Genomic DNA, 16,190 nt, shown 5'->3' with positions numbered 1-16,190 from the left:
TGGGCATCGTCAAAGAAAAAGCAACAAAATCGCTCTGTTTTCAATGGCGCTATTGTAGAAAAGCTAACACCTGGCCGCCATATTGAGCGAAAGATAAGGTATCACAGGAATATGGAGACGGTGATGCTAGACAGGCAGCGTATGGATCCGGCGCTTTATCGAGATGCCATGAGCCGCTATGCGGGCCATGTGCAGCTGGTGACAACGGCGCTCGGCTCGGAGCGGCGCGGCGTGACAATCACGGCCGCGTGCTCGGTGTCGGACAGCCCTGCGATGGTTCTCATCTGCGTCAACAACAGCAACGCCAAGAACGAGATCTTCTTCAATAGCGGCATTTTTGCCCTGAATACGCTCGGCGCCGACCACCAGTCCCTGGCCGACGCCTTTTCCGGCAAGACACAGCTGACCGCCGACGAGCGCTTTGCAACCGGCAAGTTTGAGACGCTGGTGACGGGTGCGCCTGTCCTGAGCGATGCGCTGGCCGCTTTCGATTGCCGCGTGATCGAGATCAAGCAGGCCTCCACGCACAACATCATCTTCGGCGAGGTGATGGCCATACGCTACAGCGAGCCAAAGCCGGCATTGCTCTATATGAACCGCGGCTATCACACGCTATAACCCCTTCAAGGGAGTTATCATGGCGGATCAGACATTACCTTCGCTACCGGGTTCCATCGATGAGACGATGGCGCTGCTCGGCGCGCATGACTATCTGGCCGGACGCGCGCTTGGCACCGTCCTGTTTCTCGCATTGAAGATGAAGCGGCCGCTCTTTCTTGAGGGCGAGGCCGGTGTCGGCAAGACCGAAATCGCCAAGGTCCTGTCGAAGGCGCTCGATCGGCCGCTGATCCGCCTGCAATGCTATGAGGGACTCGATGTCTCCTCGGCCGTCTACGAATGGAACTATCCTGCGCAGATGCTGGAAATCCGTCTCGCGGAAGCATCCGGTCTCACCGACCGCGACCGCATCGAGGCCGATATCTTTTCCGAGCGCTATCTCATTCGCCGGCCTGTCTTGCAGGCGCTGTCGGGTGTCGGTGGACGGGCGCCGGTGTTCCTGATCGACGAGCTTGATCGCACCGACGAGGCTTTCGAGGCATTCCTGCTGGAGGTGCTGTCCGATTTCCAGGTAACGGTGCCGGAACTCGGGACGATCCGCGCCGCCGAGCCGCCCATCGTCATCATCACCACGAACCGCACGCGCGAAGTCCACGACGCGTTGAAGCGGCGCTGCCTCTATCATTGGGTCGATTATCCTGAGGCCGAGCAGGAGCTCGAAATCATTCGCCGCAAGGTGCCAGGCTGCAACGAGGCGCTGTCGCGCCAGATCGTCGCCTATGTGCAGAAGCTGCGCACGCTCGACCTCTTCAAGAATCCGGGTGTTGCCGAGACGATCGATTGGGCGACCGCCTTGACCGAACTCGATCGGCTGGCGCTCGATCCCGAGACCGTTTCGGATACGCTGGGGACGTTGCTGAAATATCAGGACGATATCGCTCGTATCCAGGGTGCCGAGGGCAAGCGCGTGCTGGATGAGGTGAAATCCGAACTGCTTGCGGCGGGATGAGCCATGGAACCGGGTGCGCAGGATGGCATCATCGCTGCGCCGTCACCGCCAGGTGACGGGCGCCTTGCCGATAATATCGTGCTGTTCGGCCGAGTGCTTCGCAAGGCCGGCCTGAAGATCGGACCTGGGGCGATAGCCGACGCCATCGAAGCGGTTGAAGCTATCGGCATCGGCTCTCGCGAGGAGTTTCATGCCGCCCTCTGTTCCGTCTTCGTCAAGCGGCATGAAGACCTTGCTGTATTCGATGAAGCATTCCGGCTGTTCTGGCGCTCGCGTGATCTCGTCGCAAAGATGATCGCGATGATGTCGCCGGTCGCGCCCAACCACCGGGAAAAGGAAAAACCGAAGCCGGGCGAGAGTCGGGCAAGCGATGCCCTGTTGAACGACCATGACGATCGACGCCCGCAGCGCGAGGCGCCCGACATCGAAATAGATTCGCGATTTACCAGTTCTGGCAGCGAAATACTGCGCCATCTGGATTTCGCGCAGATGTCGGCGGCGGAGATTGCCGTCGCCAAGAAGGAGCTGGAGAAGCTGCAATTGCCGCTGGACCGCGTGCGCACGCGCCGCTTCGCCCCATCCCACACAGCGGCCAAGGTCGATCCGCGCGCGACGATGCGCTCGGCCCTGCGAACCGGGGGAGCGCTGATCCTGCCGCGCTTCCGGAAACCGAAGGAAATCCAGCCGCCACTGGTCGTGCTTGCCGATATCTCAGGCTCGATGAGCCAATATACGCGTATCTTCCTGCATTTCCTGCATGTGCTCACCGAGCGGCGGCGGCGCGTGCATACGTTTCTGTTCGGAACGCGCCTGACCAATGTGACGCGGGCGATGCGTCACAAGGATCCCGATCAGGCGCTGGACGAATGTGCGGCGGCGGTGCGCGACTGGTCGGGCGGTACGCGGATCGGCGAGACATTGAAGGAATTCAACCTGATATGGGCGCGCCGGGTGCTGGGGCAGGGCGCGATCGTGCTTTTGATCACCGACGGGCTGGAGCGTGAAGGCGTGGAATTGTTGGATCAGGAGATGGATCGCCTGCATCGCTCGTGTCGGCGGCTCATCTGGCTCAATCCACTATTGCGGTTCGAGGGTTTCGAGGCGCGTGCGCGCGGCGTAAAAGCAATGCTGCCGCATGTTGACGAATTCCGTCCGGTTCACAATCTATTATCTCTGGCCGATCTCGTATCGGCCCTCACAGCCGGCCGCGCGGATAGCTATGATCCACGACGGTTCCTCGGCAAATAATGAGGCTCCGATGTCAGATATATCCGAAAGTCTGGATCCGCTCGTGATCGCGGAGGAATGGGTGTCGGCAGGCCGCAATGTGGCCATGGCGACAGTCGTCGATACATGGGGTTCCGCGCCGCGCCCCTCCGGCAGTCATCTCGTGATCGACGGCGAGGGCAATTTCCACGGCTCCGTTTCGGGCGGCTGCGTGGAAGGCGCCGTTATCACCGAGGCGCTCGACGTCATCGAAACGGGCAAATCGCGCATGCTGGAGTTCGGTGTTGCCGATGAGACGGCCTGGCGGGTTGGTCTCTCCTGCGGCGGCCGCATCCGCGTCTATGTCGAAAGGCTTGCCTGATGGATCGGCAGATACTGGCGCGGCTGAATGAGATGCGGCGCAGGCGGCAGGCGGCGATTCTCGTCACCGATCTCTCAGGGGGGGCGGACAGGCTCATCGTCGAAGGCGATGCGCTGGAAGGCGTGCTCGCCGATGCTGCTTCTTCGGCATTCCGCTCGGGCAAGTCCGCAGCACTCGAAGTCGACGGACAAAGCCTGTTCTTCAATGTGCATCTGCCGCCGCCGCGTATCGTCGTCATCGGCGCCGTGCATATCAGCCAGATCCTGGCGCGGATGGCGGCGCTTGCGGGCTTCGATGTGACGATCATCGATCCGCGCACCGCCTTTGCCACGCCGGAGCGCTTCGAAGGCATCGACCTCATCGCCGATTGGCCCGCCGACGCGCTGAAGGAGCGGCCGCTCGACAGCTATATGGCACTGGTCGCCGTCACCCATGATCCGAAGATCGATGACGAGCCGATCATCCAGGCGCTGAGCACGGGCTGTTTCTATGTCGGCGCGCTCGGCAGCCGCAAGACGCATGCCGGTCGTCTGGAGCGTTTGAGGCGAGAGGGTTTGGGCGAAGCGGAGCTTGCCCGCATTCATGCGCCGATCGGGCTTCCCATCGGCGCCGCCAGTCCAGCCGAGATCGCTGTCGCCATTCTGGCCGAGATCATCGGCTCGCTTCGCGGTCGCGACGTCTCCTCGCCAAAGGGCGTCAAGCTATGATCTTCGGCGAATTTTCGACTACGGAGGCGGAGGGTGCGGTTCTCGCGCATTCGATCCGGCTGCCCGATGGCAGCTTTTCCAAGGGGCATAGACTTGCCGTCGGAGATATCGAGCGGCTTGCCGCCGCCGGGATCGAGCGCGTCATTGCCGCGCGGATCGAGCCGGGCGACCTCATGGAGGACGAGGCGGCCGACCGGCTGGCGCGAGCCGTCGCTCCCGATCATCTGACCTTCTCGGAGGCGGCGACGGGGCGGGTCAATGTCCACAGCGCCGTCGATGGCCTGTTCGTTGCTAACCGTGCAGCGGTCGATCAGCTCAACAGCGTCGATCCGGCGATTACCCTTGCCTGTCTCGCGGATCATGTGCCGGTGCGATCAGGTGATATGGTCGCGACCTTCAAGATCATTCCGCTCGCTGTTTCCGGGGCCAAGGTCGCCGAGGGCGTCGAGATTCTGCAGCGAATGCCGGTTTTCGAGGTCAAGCCTTTCGTGCCGCACGCTATATCGCTCGTCGCCACGGAGCTGCCGTCGCTGAAGGTTTCGGTGATGGACAAGACGGCGCGGATCCTGTCGCAGCGGCTGCAGCCGTCGGGCAGCGTACTGCAGCGGGAAGAGCGAGTTGCACATCAGGCGGCTGCCGTTGCTGACGCGATTCGCCGCGCCTTGGCGGCACCGGACCAAATGGCGAAGCTGGTGGTCGTTTTCGGCGCGTCCGCCGTCATCGATGCCGGCGATGTCATTCCTGAGGCGGTCCGGCTTGCTGGCGGCGACGTCATCCAGGTCGGCATGCCGGTCGATCCCGGTAATTTGCTGGTGCTTGGAAAAGTGGCCGGCATTCATGTCGTCGGGGCGCCGGGATGCGCTCGCAGCCCGAAAGAGAATGGTTTCGACTGGGTGCTGGACCGTCTATTAGCCGGCGAGCGACCGGCGTCGCGGGATATCACAGGCATGGGCGTGGGAGGGTTGCTCATGGAGATACCATCGCGGCCGCGGCCACGCGACATCGTTGCCAAGCCGGCCGCGCGGATATCGGTTGCTATCGTGCTGCTGGCCGCCGGAAAGGCGAGCCGCATGGGCGAGGGTGGCTCGCACAAGCTTCTGGCGGAATTTGACGGCATACCGCTGGTGCGCCGTTCGGCATCTATTGCCATTGCAAGCGGCGCATCCGATATCGTCGCGGTCACCGGGCATCGCCGTGACGAGATCGAAGGCGCGTTAAGCGGCCTTGCCGTCGAACCGGTTTTCAACGCGGACTATGCCTCGGGCATGGCGAGTTCGCTGGTTGCTGGTGTTAGCACACAGGCAACTCAGAAAGCCGACGGTGTTCTTGTTATGCTCGCCGATATGCCTGGCGTTACCAGCGGCGATCTTAGAACCCTGATTGCTGCCTTTCGCAAGGAGAATGGTCAGGCGATTGTGCGGGCGGTATCCGCAGGCAAGCGCGGCAATCCCGTCATCCTGCCGAGATCCGTTTTGAACGCCGTCATGAGGCTGGAGGGCGATGTCGGCGCCCGGCATATTATCGAGACATCCGGGCTTCCGGTTGTCGACGTCGAGATCGGCCAGGCGGCACATCTCGATGTCGATACGCCCGAGGCCGTCGTCGCGGCCGGCGGCATTTTGAAGGGGTAAGGGAATGGACAATACCGATATCGAGGAGATGTTTCAGTCTCTCGGACCGATCAGCATCAAGCGGATGTTCGGAGGCAAGGGGATCTACCATATGGGGCGGATTCTGGCGCTTGAAGTTGACGACGAGATTCTCCTGAAAGCGGACGATGCCAGCGCTTCCGAATTCGAGGCAGCCGGCGCGCGGCGCTGGGCCTATGAGGGCAAGAAAGGCAAGGCAATCAACATGCCCTATTGGTCGATACCCGACGATGCTTTCGATGATCCGGATGAGATGGCGCGATGGGTCAGGCTCGCCTATGAGGCGGCATTGCGCTCGGAAAAGTAGACGTCAGCGGAAGTCTTCATCGCTCAGATGGGCGATGGTTGCCCTGGCGAATTCGGAAAGCTCAGCCGGCAGCTCGTCGCGGCCGAACCAGCCGAAATCGGAGAGCTTGTCTGGCTCCATCAGGCGCGGTTCGCCGGAAAAATCCCTGCAGATATAGATCAGGGAGATCCAATGCTGATGGTCAGCCTCGATGAGGACTTCTTCTGTGCAGAGATAGTCGATCCTGCCGATAGCTAGGCCGCTTTCCTCTTCGGCCTCGCGGATGGCGGCATTGGCGGCCGGTTCCATGTGATCGACCTTGCCGCCGACGATGCTCCACAATCCGGCTTCCGGTGCCTTGAGGCGCCGATAGAGCAAAAGCTTGCCGTCCCGCAAGATTGCGAGACCGGTTCCTAATCCTGGGAAATCGATTCCGGGCTTGCCCAATTCTTAGATCCCGAGGTTGCCGCAACCTCCGATATGCCGGTTGCGTGTCTTAACCGAATCTATCAGGCCTTGGCGTTTGCCACGATGAGCATGAAAGCCGGGATATCGTCGCCGAAGCCGACCGGTGTCGGACCGTCATCGTGGTCACGATAGCGGTTGCGGCGTTCGCGATTGTCGTCGTTTGCAGCGGGGAAGGGCCGGTTGTTATTGCGAGAACCGTTGTGGGACCTGTTGTTGTTCTCAGACTTGCGCTCGTTTCTCACGCTTTCGGCCTTTGCTGGTGCTGCTTCGATCGCTACGACGCCATTATCTTCGACGTCGATATCAGATTTATGACTCGAGGCGCTCCGGCCTCCGCGGCTGCGATCCCGATCGCGGCCCTTGCTCTTCGGGTCCCGGCGGCGGGAGGAACGATTGTCATCCCCGCTCTCCTCCGCTGGCGGAAGTGCCGAAAGGTCGCCATTCAGCCACTGGACGTCCTCACCGATCAGCTTCTCGATGGCGTCGACATGCTTAGTGTCGCGCTTCGTCACGATGGTGAAGGCGGCGCCGGAACGACCGGCGCGACCGGTGCGGCCGATGCGATGGACATAATCTTCCGAATGAATCGGAACATCGAAATTGAAGACGTGACCGACGTCGGGAAGATCGAGACCTCGGGCTGCGACGTCGGAGGCGACGAGAAGCTGGATCTGTCCGTCACGGAAGTTCTGCAGCATCGTCGTGCGCGAACGCTGGTCCATGTCGCCATGCAGGGCGCCGACGGAGAAGCCGTGGCGTTCGAGCGAACGGAAGAGATCGGCCACATCCTTCTTGCGATTGCAGAAGATGATGGCGTTCTTGAGTTCCGTCTGGGCGCGGATGAGATCGCGCAGAGTGGCGCGCTTCTCGTAGTCCTTGCCATGCGAGGCAACGAAGCGCTGCGTCACGGTCTTGGCAGTCGATGCCGGCTTGGCGACTTCGACGCGTTCCGGGTTCTGCAGGAATCGGTCGGCGAGCTTCTGGATCTCCGCCGGCATCGTGGCCGAGAAGAACAGCGTCTGACGCGTGAAGGGAATGAGCTTGGCGATGCGCTCGATATCGGGGATGAAACCCATGTCGAGCATGCGGTCGGCCTCGTCGATGACGAGGATTTCGACGCCGCTCATCAGAAGCTTGCCGCGTTCGAAATGGTCCAACAGACGACCAGGCGTGCAGATCAGCACGTCGGCGCCGCGCTCAAGCTTGCGATCCTGCTCTTCGAAGGAGACGCCGCCGATCAAAAGGGCGATGTTGAGGCGATGGTTCTTGCCGTACTTCTCGAAGTTTTCGGCAACCTGGGCCGCCAACTCGCGCGTCGGCTCCAGGATCAGGGTGCGCGGCATGCGCGCACGGGCACGGCCCTTTTCGAGCAGCGTCAGCATCGGCAGCACGAAAGAGGCCGTCTTGCCGGTTCCGGTCTGGGCAATGCCGCAGATATCGCGGCGCTGAAGCGCAAACGGGATGGCACCGGCCTGGATCGGAGTCGGTGTGGAGTAGCCCGCGTCAGTTACCGCGGAAAGGACTTTTTGGCTCAGGCCAAGGTCAGCAAATGTTGTCAAAGGGAAATCTAGTTCCGTCTTGGTTCAGTCGAACACCATGAGTCGACACATGGAAACGTGCCGCAACGCAGCGCGACATAGAACCAAATGTCCGTGAAGTCAAGGAAAGCAGGCGCTTCAACGGACCTGAAGTTCATTCATAACGCAATTTTTGGATTAGTGCCATCTTTGTTGCGCGTTTGTCACAATTCCGGCAGCTAAATTGCGCCGAGGCCGCTGATGTAACTTGCGAGTTTCGTGCCGGCATTGATGAAATACATCGGGTCTACCGGGCGCCCGTTCTCGCGGACTTCATAATGCAGATGCGTTCCTGTCGAACGTCCGGTACTGCCGGCAAGACCCACGACGCCGCCTGCACCGACCTTATCGCCGACCTTTACGAGGACCTGCTCCATATGGCCGTAGCGCGTGGAGATGCCATCGCCGTGGTCGATCTCCACCATATTGCCGTAACCGCCCGTCCAACCGGCCGCGATGACTTTGCCGGGGGCGGTGGCCTTGATCTTCTCACCGGGGCTGAAATGAAAGTCCGTGCCGGTGTGGAGCGCCAGCGTGCCGAAAAATGGGTCCTTGCGATTGCCGAAGGGACTGGTAACGAGCTTGCCCGCCGCCGGGTTGCGGAAAGGCAGGCTTTCGGCCGCGCCCCGCACCGTTTCCAGATGTGTCAATGCGGTATCGAGGTCCGCCATTGACCGCTCGAACCGGTCCACATTTTCAGGCGGCACATAAGGCCCGCCGACGCCACCGTCGGCATCCTCGCCCTTTGTGGCTACGACTTCGTTCGGAACCTTGACCCCCACATTGTGCATGATCGTCTGGATTTCGTTCGCTGTCTCGGAGGCATCGGCCGTGAGGTTGCGGATTCGGGTCAGCTGATCCTGTTCGACATGCTTCAGCGACAAGGTTACCTTCGAGAAGACGCGATCAGCGCGATCGGCGACCGTTTCCGGCGCGGGGACATAAGCGAGAGTGGAGTTGTCAGGCGTCGCGTCGGCCGGCTTGCCTCCGAGAAGAAGCGTCTCGATCGCCTTCGGCGCAGTCAGCTGGGCATGCTCGTTGCCTGGGGCGGCGGCGTTCGTATCCGGATGCTGGCTCTTGTCCGTCAGGCCGGAGCTTTCGGCCCTGTCGAGCAGGGTGCCGAGTTTGCCGTTGCGGGACGACAGCTGCTGTTGCTGCTCGATCAGCTTGTCGACTTTCTCTTCCACGACCTGTTGGTCGAGGAGCTGGCGGGAAGTCACGCGGTCGACCTGGGCGCGCAATGCGGCGATGCGGTCTTCATAGTCATATTGCATGCGCGCCTGGCGGGCCATCGTCGCGCCGATCAGATCGTCGCGCAGCACGAGATAGGACGTCGCAAGCAGATAGCCGACCGAAAAAATTCCGGCCAGGCAGACGGCAACGGCGGCCATCCATGGACGCACGGTCATATGGCGCACCGTATCGCCGCTGGCGACGATAATGGTGTGGTGCCGCTGCTGCTTGCCGAAAACCCGATTCTGAGGCTTTGCCGTCACCGAGAATCTCCCAATCGATGCCTTTGTGGCATTGATTGGAAGTACACGGCATTATGGTTAACGAATACTTTCCGGGGCATCGTTAAATACCGGAAAAAAGCCTTTAATGTTAGTGGATTATGCGCTGTTCGTAGAAGTTAACGAGCGATAGAAGGACGGAGTCAGCCCCGCTTCCGCCCGTGCAATGTCGTTGAGTGGCGCTTTGAGGGAGCCGCGGAAGTTGGCGCGCACCAATTCCTGGAAGGTGCGGGCGGGATCGCGCTTCTCCCGTGCGCAGAGGAATCGGAACCATTTGGCGCCGACGGCGACATGGCCTTTTTCATCATTATAGATGACGTCGAGGATGGCGGCGCTCTCGAGATCACCGGTTTCGCGCATCTTCGCCTGCAGCGCCGGCGTCACGTCGAGCCCCCTGGCTTCCAGGATCAAAGGCACGACAGCGAGGCGGGCGGTCAGATCGGTCCGGGTCGCATGGGCTGCCTGCCACAGGCCGTCATGGGCGGGAAGATCGCCATAATCCGCACCCAGTTCGCGCAGCCGCGCCCGTACCATGCGGAAATGCTTGGCTTCCTCGAAGGCGACCTGCATCCAGCCGTCGAAGAAGGAATTGGGGACAGGCCCCGTCGCGAAGCGTGCGACGATATCCAGCGCCAGATCGACGGCATTCAATTCGATATGGGCGATGGCGTGCAGCAAAGCGATGCGGCCCTTGAGTGTATGCAGGGAACGCTTCTCCATATTTTTGGGCGGCACCAATTCCGGCTTGTCGGGGCGGCCGGGGCGATCGGCGAGCGGCGGATCGAGCGGCGAACGCAGCGACAGGGTGCGGGCAAACCAGCGCCTCGCCGATTCCTGGGCAAGCTCGGTCTTCAGATCAAGATCGGCCGCGCGAATGGCGGCAATGGCGCCGCCACGCAGCGACGTGATTGGTTCGAGATCATCCTTCATACCGTCAGAGTTCCGTCGCGGCGGCCAGAACGGCCTCGGCGTGCCCTGCGACCTTGACCTTGTCCCATATCCGGGCGACCCGGCCATCGGCACCGATCAGGAAGGTGGAGCGCACGACACCCATGTAAGTGCGGCCGTACATGCTCTTCTCCCGCCAGACGCCATAGGCCGTGGCCATGGTCTTTTCCTCGTCCGAGGCGAGCGGCACGGAGAGCGCATGCTTCCTCACGAATTTGTCGTGGCTCTTGACCGGGTCCGGCGACACGCCGAGGAGGGCAACACCCGCCTTGGCGAAAGCGGCTGCAAGCGCGGTGAAAGAAATCGATTCCGTCGTACAGGCCGTGGTGTCGTCCTTGGGGTAGAAATAGACCACCAGCGGCTTCCCGGTAAAATCGGCAAGACGAATTCTGCCGCCGCCATCGCGCGGGAGATCGAAATCCGGTGCCTTGTCGCCGATGCCGAGTTGAACTGGAAAAACTTCCGCCACGGGAAAACCTTTCTTTTGCCGGTTTTTTAGATGACACTTGAGGGAAGCCATATATACTGCCCAGGTGTGCCGTCCAATGGGACGCCCGGTGGGACGCAACGTCACCAACAAAATTGTTAAGAGCGAAAGGCACGCGCAGGAGTGATCCGAGGCGAAAAGATAACATTCCGCAAAAAGGATCTCGTGCCGCTCGACAATCTGCCGTCCGCCCAGGCCGAAGATCCCTTGATCGTGCACGTGCCGGAGCGCGTTCGCCGACGTCGTTCGCATGTCTGGCACGTCTGCCGCATCACGCTGGTTTTCTGTGCATTTCTCGCCATCATCCTCGGAGCCGTCGTCGCGACCATCGAAGGCGGCATCTTCGACGAGCCGCTGTCGAAGAAGGCGCAGACGGCGCTCGATCATGCCATAGGCCCCCGCTACAAGGCCGAAGTCGGCGCGACCGTTATCCGCTTTACGTCCGGTCTGCGGCTGACGCTCGAAGTTCACGACGTGAACGTCGTCGATCAGGATAGCGGCAAGCATCTGTCGACGATGTCTGCCGTCAACATGGAGCTCGATCCGCTGGCTCTGCTAGAGGGCCGGGTGGAAGTTGCAAGCGTGGCGGCGGAGGGCATCGCGCTCGATACGTCGCTCCTGCCCCAGGGAGATCCCGTCGATCTGACGAAGCTGCGGGTCGATGCACTGCCCCAGGCACTGAACGCGGCCTTCGACAATCTCGATTTCCTTGAGCATTTCGTACAGCGCGGCGGCACGAATTCCGTGCGCATTTCCGGGTTTTCGATGAAACTGGCGCGCCAGGAAGGCGACCCGATCTCTCTCGTGGTCGATAATCTCACCTTCGAGCGCACCGAGCCGAATGCGTTGCATCTCTTTGGCGAAGTTGCCGTCAACGGGTCGGTCGCGGCACTCGACGTGAAGGCGACGCAGCAGCCTGGCCACAGTTCGTCGCTGACAGCAAAAATCTCCAATCTCGATCTCAAGCCATTGACCATGGCCTATGATGCGAACGGCGCGCCGCGGCAGGGTGTCATCAGTTTTGCCGATGTGACGCTGTCTGCCGTCAAGGGCGATGCCGGCATCGATCCGAAGCTCGAAGCCTCGATCGACGTGCAGCCCGGCACCCTTTATATGGACCGCGACGTCCAGGATCTGACGCAGGGCAATATCAACCTGGCGTATAATTTTGATCATCAGACGCTGGAGATTTCGCCTTCGAAGTTGCAATTCGTTGGCACCATGGTGCCGTTTTCCGGTGCACTCATCGATCTCGATCGTGTCAATGCCAATGCGGGCAAGGGTTTCGGCATCGATTTCCTGATCAAGGACGGCACTGCCGCATCATCGATTTCGGGGGAAAAGCCCGTCAGCTTTGATGGTCGCGCGACGGGGCATTTTCTGTCCGAGACCAAGGAATTCCAGTTCGACAATCTCGGCGTATCGACACCGCAGGGCGCGCTGTTCGGCTCCCTGCACATAAAGCTCGGCGACAGCTCGCCGGAAATCAGCTTCGGGGGCCGCGCCGACAAGCTGGATACGACCGTCATCAAGCAGCTTTGGCCTTTCTGGATGGCCTCGAAGCCGAGGACTTGGGTCGAGGCCAATCTCTTTGGCGGCTCGGTGACCAATGCCGTCATATCCGTCTTCATTCCTGCTGGAAGGCTGAGGGAAGCTTCGCAAAACGGCAAGCTGCAGCTCGGTAAGAACGAGCTGCACATCGCCTTCGACATCGCCGGAGCGCGCATGAACGTCCCGGGTGAGATCCCGCCGTTGCGCGACACAAAGGCCCATTTCGATTTGACCGGGCCGAACATGGCCGTCAATATCGCGACGGCAACCTCCTATTTCCCGACCGGCCGCACGATCACTCTGAACGACAGCAGCTTCTCGATCCCAGCGACCTACGACAAGCCGCTGATGGCCAATCTCGACCTGACGATTTCAGGCTCCGGTGACGCCATAGGCGAACTCCTGACCTACAAGCCGCTCGAGGTGCTGCAGCGGACCGAGTTCAAGCCGGAGGATTTCAACGGCAAGATCGTCGCCAAGGTCGATGCCAGGATCGGGCTGATCAGGGATCAGCAGCCGCCTCCGCCGGATTGGCAGGCGAAGCTGGAGCTCGACAATGTCGATCTGCTGAAGCCGATGAATAATCGCAAAGTCGACAATCTGACCGGTGAGATTTCCGCCGATCCGCAATCGGTTCATCTGCAGGCGGAGGCCCAGATCGACGGCATTCCCGCTGAAATCGACATGGTCGAGCCGACCGACGGCAAATCGAGTGTCAAGCGTGCGCGTGTGATTACGGCTACGCTGACCGATGCGCAGCGCAACGCTGTTCTGCCCGGTCTTCGCGATATAATCGACGGACCCGTCAAGGTGGAATTGACGCGCATCGACGAGGATCGGCAGGGCGTCAAGGTCGATCTCGGCAAGGCGGCGCTCACAGTGCCCTGGGTCGGCTGGTCGAAGGGCAGTGGCATTGGGGCGATTGCGCAGTTCGAGGCATCCGGTCCCGAGAACCAGACGACGCTCAAGAATTTCACGCTCAAGGGCGACGGTTTCGGCGTCAGCGGCGATCTTCTGATCAGCAAGGGGACTCTGACATCGGCGAGCTTCGATAGCGTCAAGCTTTCAGCGCTCGATGATTTTGCGCTCTCCTTGAAGCGGGGCAAAAGCGGCGGTTACGATGTTGCCATATCGGGCAACTCCGCCGACATACGCCCGATCCTGGCCCGCCTGAAGTCGTCTACCTCAGGCGGCCAGCAAAATTCGGATGGCGATGCTTCGGCGAGCGCGACCGTTCGCGCCAATCTCGACAAGGTCATCGGCTTCAACGACGAGACGATGGGCAACGTCAAGGGCGTCTATTCGATCACCGGCGGCAAGACGACGGCAGCGGATTTTTCCGGTGTGACGCGCAGCGGCGAGGCCCTCGTCACCCAGATGAGCAAGGGCAGTAACGGCGTGATCCGGATCACGAGCGGCGACGCCGGCGCGGTGGCGCGCTTCACCGATCTCTATAAGCACCTGAAGGGCGGGCTCCTTAATCTGTCGTTGCGCTCGACCGGGCAGGACGATTGGGATGGCTCGCTCGATATCCGCAACTTCGCCATCATCGATGAAAAGAAGCTCTCGACCATCGTCTCGACCCCGAGCGGCAAGAACGGAAAGAGCCTGAATGCGGCGGTGAAGCAGAATATCGATACAAGTTCGCAGAGCTTCGAGCGGGGCTTCGCCCGGCTTGTGATGCGGGACGGCACGCTGTCGGTCGAGAACGGCGTGGTGCGCGGCGTGCAGCTCGGGGCGACGTTCCAGGGAACGCTGAAGGATGCCAACGGCAAGATGGATATGACCGGAACCTTCATGCCCGCCTACGGCCTGAACCGGCTGTTCGCGGAACTTCCGATCGTCGGGTTCATCCTCGGCAACGGCAGTGATCGCGGCCTCATCGGCATCACCTTCAGGCTGACCGGCACGCTGGAAAAATCGAACCTTCAGATCAACCCGCTGTCGATCATCGCGCCCGGTGTTTTCAGGCAGATATTCGAATATTGACAAAGTGCGTCGCAGGGTGATCGCGGCGTCTCTTTCATAAAGACGCCGCGTGACGATTATTTTTCTTCGTCCAATTGCTGGCGTATGCGTTCTACTCCACCGCTCATGCGCCGGGCGAATGGTCGATCGGGATCCACGACGCGCCAGAACGGAGCGTCGCCGGCTTCGCTGATTTGCACCAAATGTCGCTGAACGGTGACAGGACAACAGGCGTCGGCACCATATTGTTTGGCAAGCGATTGTCGCAGTTCGCCCAGATCCGATAGTCGACCCGCGGGCGCGGTCCAGAGTGCACGGACAACCATTTCCTCGCTTGGAATCAGCATGTTCTGCGTAAGGATTCTGCCTTTGCGCCTCGTTTTGATGACCGGAAATTCATCCATGATCCACCTCCGAAATGAGCATTTTAGCAGAGGACGAGGGGGCAAGTGCCGATCCGACATTGGGAGGGTTAAATTGTTCCGGCAACGCCATTTGATTCGTACAAGGATCGCAGAAACAACAAAGCCGGCGAGGGGACGCCGGCTTTGTTGTTTTGAGGCAGTTCGGCCACTCAGACGGCTGGGCGGATCAAAATATGCTTCTTCTTACCGAGCGACAGCTTGATGATGCCATCCGCCGTCACTTCGCCGCCGCCGATGACCTTGCGCTCGTCGCTGATGGCCTGGTCGTTGATGCGCACTGCGCCGCCCTGGACATGGCGGCGAGCTTCGCCGTTAGAGGCAGCGAGGCCGGCGCGCACGATCAGAGCCAGCAGGCCGATGCCGGCCTCGAGTTCGGAAGCAGGAACATCGATCGACGGCAGGTTTTCGGACAGACCGCCTTCCTCGAAGGTCTTGCGGGCCGTTTCGGCTGCCTGTTCGGCGGCTGCGCGGCCGTGAAGGATCGCAGTCACTTCAGTTGCAAGGATCTTCTTGACCTCGTTGATCTCGGAGCCGGCTAGCGCGGAGAGACGGGCGATCTCGTCCATCGGCAGCGTGGTGTACAGCTTCAGGAAGCGCGAGACATCGGCATCCTCGGTGTTGCGCCAGTACTGCCAGAAATCGTAGGCCGAGAGCAGGTCGGCATTCAGCCAGACCGCACCGGTGGCGGACTTGCCCATCTTGGCGCCGGACGCCGTCGTCAGCAGCGGCGAGGTCAAAGCGAAGAGCTGTTTCGTCCCCATCCGGTGACCGAGGTCGATGCCGTTGACGATATTGCCCCACTGATCCGAACCGCCCATCTGCAGGCGGCAGTCGTAGCGCTTGGCCAATTCGACGAAGTCGTAGGCCTGCAGGATCATGTAGTTGAATTCGAGGAACGACAGCGATTGCTCGCGGTCCAGGCGCGTCTTGACGCTGTCGAAGGACAGCATGCGGTTGACCGAGAAGTGACGGCCGACGTCGCGCAGGAATTCCAGGTAGTTGAGCGAGCGCAGCCATTCGGCATTGTTGACCATCAACGTGTCCTTCGGGCCATCGCCATAGGTTAGGTAGTTCGAGAAGCAGCGCTTGATCGACGCGATGTTGCTCTCGATCGTATCGATCGTCATCAGCTGGCGGGCCTCATCCTTGAACGAGGGATCGCCGACCATGCCCGTGCCGCCGCCCATCAGCGAGAGGGGGCGATGGCCGGTCGCCTGCATCCAGTGCAGCATCATGATCTGGATCAGCGAACCCGCATGCAGGCTCGACGCCGTCGGATCGAAGCCGATATAGGCCGTCACGGTTTCCTTGGCGAAGAGGTCGTCGAGACCGGCTTCATCGGAAATCTGATGAATGAAGCCGCGCTCTTGCAGGGTGCGCAGGAAATCGGATTTGAACTCAGCCATGATCTTGGTCTCTCGGGCGCCGCATCTCTATGTCGTGCGGCGAAATCGC

Annotated in this window: 15 protein-coding genes; 8 read left to right on the top strand and 7 right to left on the bottom strand. The window is 60.8% G+C overall.

All coding sequences use genetic code 11. From position 1 onward, the window contains the following. The first annotated feature begins 123 nt into the window (after positions 1-123). Genes ACPYOP_RS06335 through ACPYOP_RS06305 form a run of 7 tightly spaced genes read left to right on the top strand, consistent with a single transcriptional unit; the run spans position 124 to position 5,818 of the window. Positions 124-618 carry a flavin reductase family protein gene (locus tag ACPYOP_RS06335; RefSeq protein ID WP_481409544.1) on the top strand — a complete coding sequence of 165 codons (495 nt, stop codon included), beginning with the start codon at positions 124-126 and terminating at the stop codon, positions 616-618. A 19-nt stretch (positions 619-637) separates the two neighbouring features. Continuing rightward, positions 638-1,567 (top strand): AAA family ATPase, encoded by a 930-nt coding sequence (locus tag ACPYOP_RS06330; protein WP_481409543.1) that lies wholly within the window; start codon positions 638-640, stop codon positions 1,565-1,567. Positions 1,568-1,570: 3 nt separating this feature from the next. Next, positions 1,571-2,815: a vWA domain-containing protein gene (locus ACPYOP_RS06325; RefSeq protein ID WP_481409542.1), complete on the top strand. Its 1,245-nt coding sequence runs from the start codon at positions 1,571-1,573 to the stop codon at positions 2,813-2,815. 10 nt (positions 2,816-2,825) lie between these two features. Further along, the gene (locus ACPYOP_RS06320) at positions 2,826-3,155 is read left to right on the top strand and encodes an XdhC family protein (RefSeq protein ID WP_047633158.1); all 330 of its coding nucleotides are present in this window, start codon (positions 2,826-2,828) and stop codon (positions 3,153-3,155) included. Further along, on the top strand, positions 3,155-3,862 hold the full coding sequence (locus ACPYOP_RS06315) for an XdhC family protein (RefSeq protein ID WP_481409541.1): 708 nt from the start codon (positions 3,155-3,157) through the stop codon (positions 3,860-3,862). The genes ACPYOP_RS06320 and ACPYOP_RS06315 overlap by 1 nt, the downstream gene beginning before the upstream one ends. Beyond that, positions 3,859-5,493 carry an NTP transferase domain-containing protein gene (locus ACPYOP_RS06310; RefSeq protein WP_481409540.1) on the top strand — a complete coding sequence of 545 codons (1,635 nt, stop codon included), beginning with the start codon at positions 3,859-3,861 and terminating at the stop codon, positions 5,491-5,493. Before ACPYOP_RS06315 ends, ACPYOP_RS06310 begins: the two co-directional genes overlap by 4 nt. A 4-nt stretch (positions 5,494-5,497) precedes the next feature. Next, positions 5,498-5,818, top strand: a complete 321-nt coding sequence (locus ACPYOP_RS06305; RefSeq protein WP_481409539.1) for a TfoX/Sxy family protein — start codon at positions 5,498-5,500, stop codon at positions 5,816-5,818. A 3-nt stretch (positions 5,819-5,821) separates the two neighbouring features. On the opposite strand, the gene ACPYOP_RS06300 is transcribed toward ACPYOP_RS06305, so the two are convergent. From ACPYOP_RS06300 to ACPYOP_RS06280, 5 genes are all read right to left on the bottom strand, one after another. After that, positions 5,822-6,244, bottom strand: coding sequence for an NUDIX domain-containing protein (locus ACPYOP_RS06300; protein WP_481409538.1), 423 nt, complete (start codon positions 6,242-6,244; stop codon positions 5,822-5,824). A 62-nt stretch (positions 6,245-6,306) separates the two neighbouring features. Then, on the bottom strand, positions 6,307-7,824 hold the full coding sequence (locus ACPYOP_RS06295) for a DEAD/DEAH box helicase (RefSeq protein ID WP_481409537.1): 1,518 nt from the start codon (positions 7,822-7,824) through the stop codon (positions 6,307-6,309). A gap of 197 nt (positions 7,825-8,021) precedes the next feature. After that, entirely contained in the window at positions 8,022-9,338 is a 1,317-nt protein-coding gene (locus ACPYOP_RS06290; protein WP_481409536.1) for a peptidoglycan DD-metalloendopeptidase family protein, read from the bottom strand. 117 nt (positions 9,339-9,455) lie between these two features. After that, positions 9,456-10,286 (bottom strand): ferritin-like domain-containing protein, encoded by an 831-nt coding sequence (locus tag ACPYOP_RS06285; RefSeq protein ID WP_481409535.1) that lies wholly within the window; start codon positions 10,284-10,286, stop codon positions 9,456-9,458. 4 nt (positions 10,287-10,290) lie between these two features. Further along, positions 10,291-10,773: a peroxiredoxin gene (locus ACPYOP_RS06280; protein WP_481409534.1), complete on the bottom strand. Its 483-nt coding sequence runs from the start codon at positions 10,771-10,773 to the stop codon at positions 10,291-10,293. A gap of 141 nt (positions 10,774-10,914) precedes the next feature. On the opposite strand from ACPYOP_RS06280, the gene ACPYOP_RS06275 reads away from it, so the two are divergent. Further along, positions 10,915-14,331: a YhdP family protein gene (locus tag ACPYOP_RS06275; RefSeq protein ID WP_481409533.1), complete on the top strand. Its 3,417-nt coding sequence runs from the start codon at positions 10,915-10,917 to the stop codon at positions 14,329-14,331. Positions 14,332-14,387: 56 nt separating this feature from the next. Here the strand turns inward: ACPYOP_RS06275 and ACPYOP_RS06270 are convergent, their stop codons facing one another. After that, positions 14,388-14,714, bottom strand: a complete 327-nt coding sequence (locus ACPYOP_RS06270) for a hypothetical protein (RefSeq protein ID WP_481409532.1) — start codon at positions 14,712-14,714, stop codon at positions 14,388-14,390. A 170-nt stretch (positions 14,715-14,884) separates the two neighbouring features. Continuing rightward, entirely contained in the window at positions 14,885-16,141 is a 1,257-nt protein-coding gene (gene tyrS, locus ACPYOP_RS06265) for a tyrosine--tRNA ligase (RefSeq protein ID WP_481409531.1), read from the bottom strand. Positions 16,142-16,190: the final 49 nt, after the last annotated feature.

Source organism: Rhizobium sp. KNZ2-6A, assembly GCF_056755475.1.
Note: the sequence above shows the minus strand (reverse complement) of the source record. Positions and strands in the feature narration are given on the sequence as shown.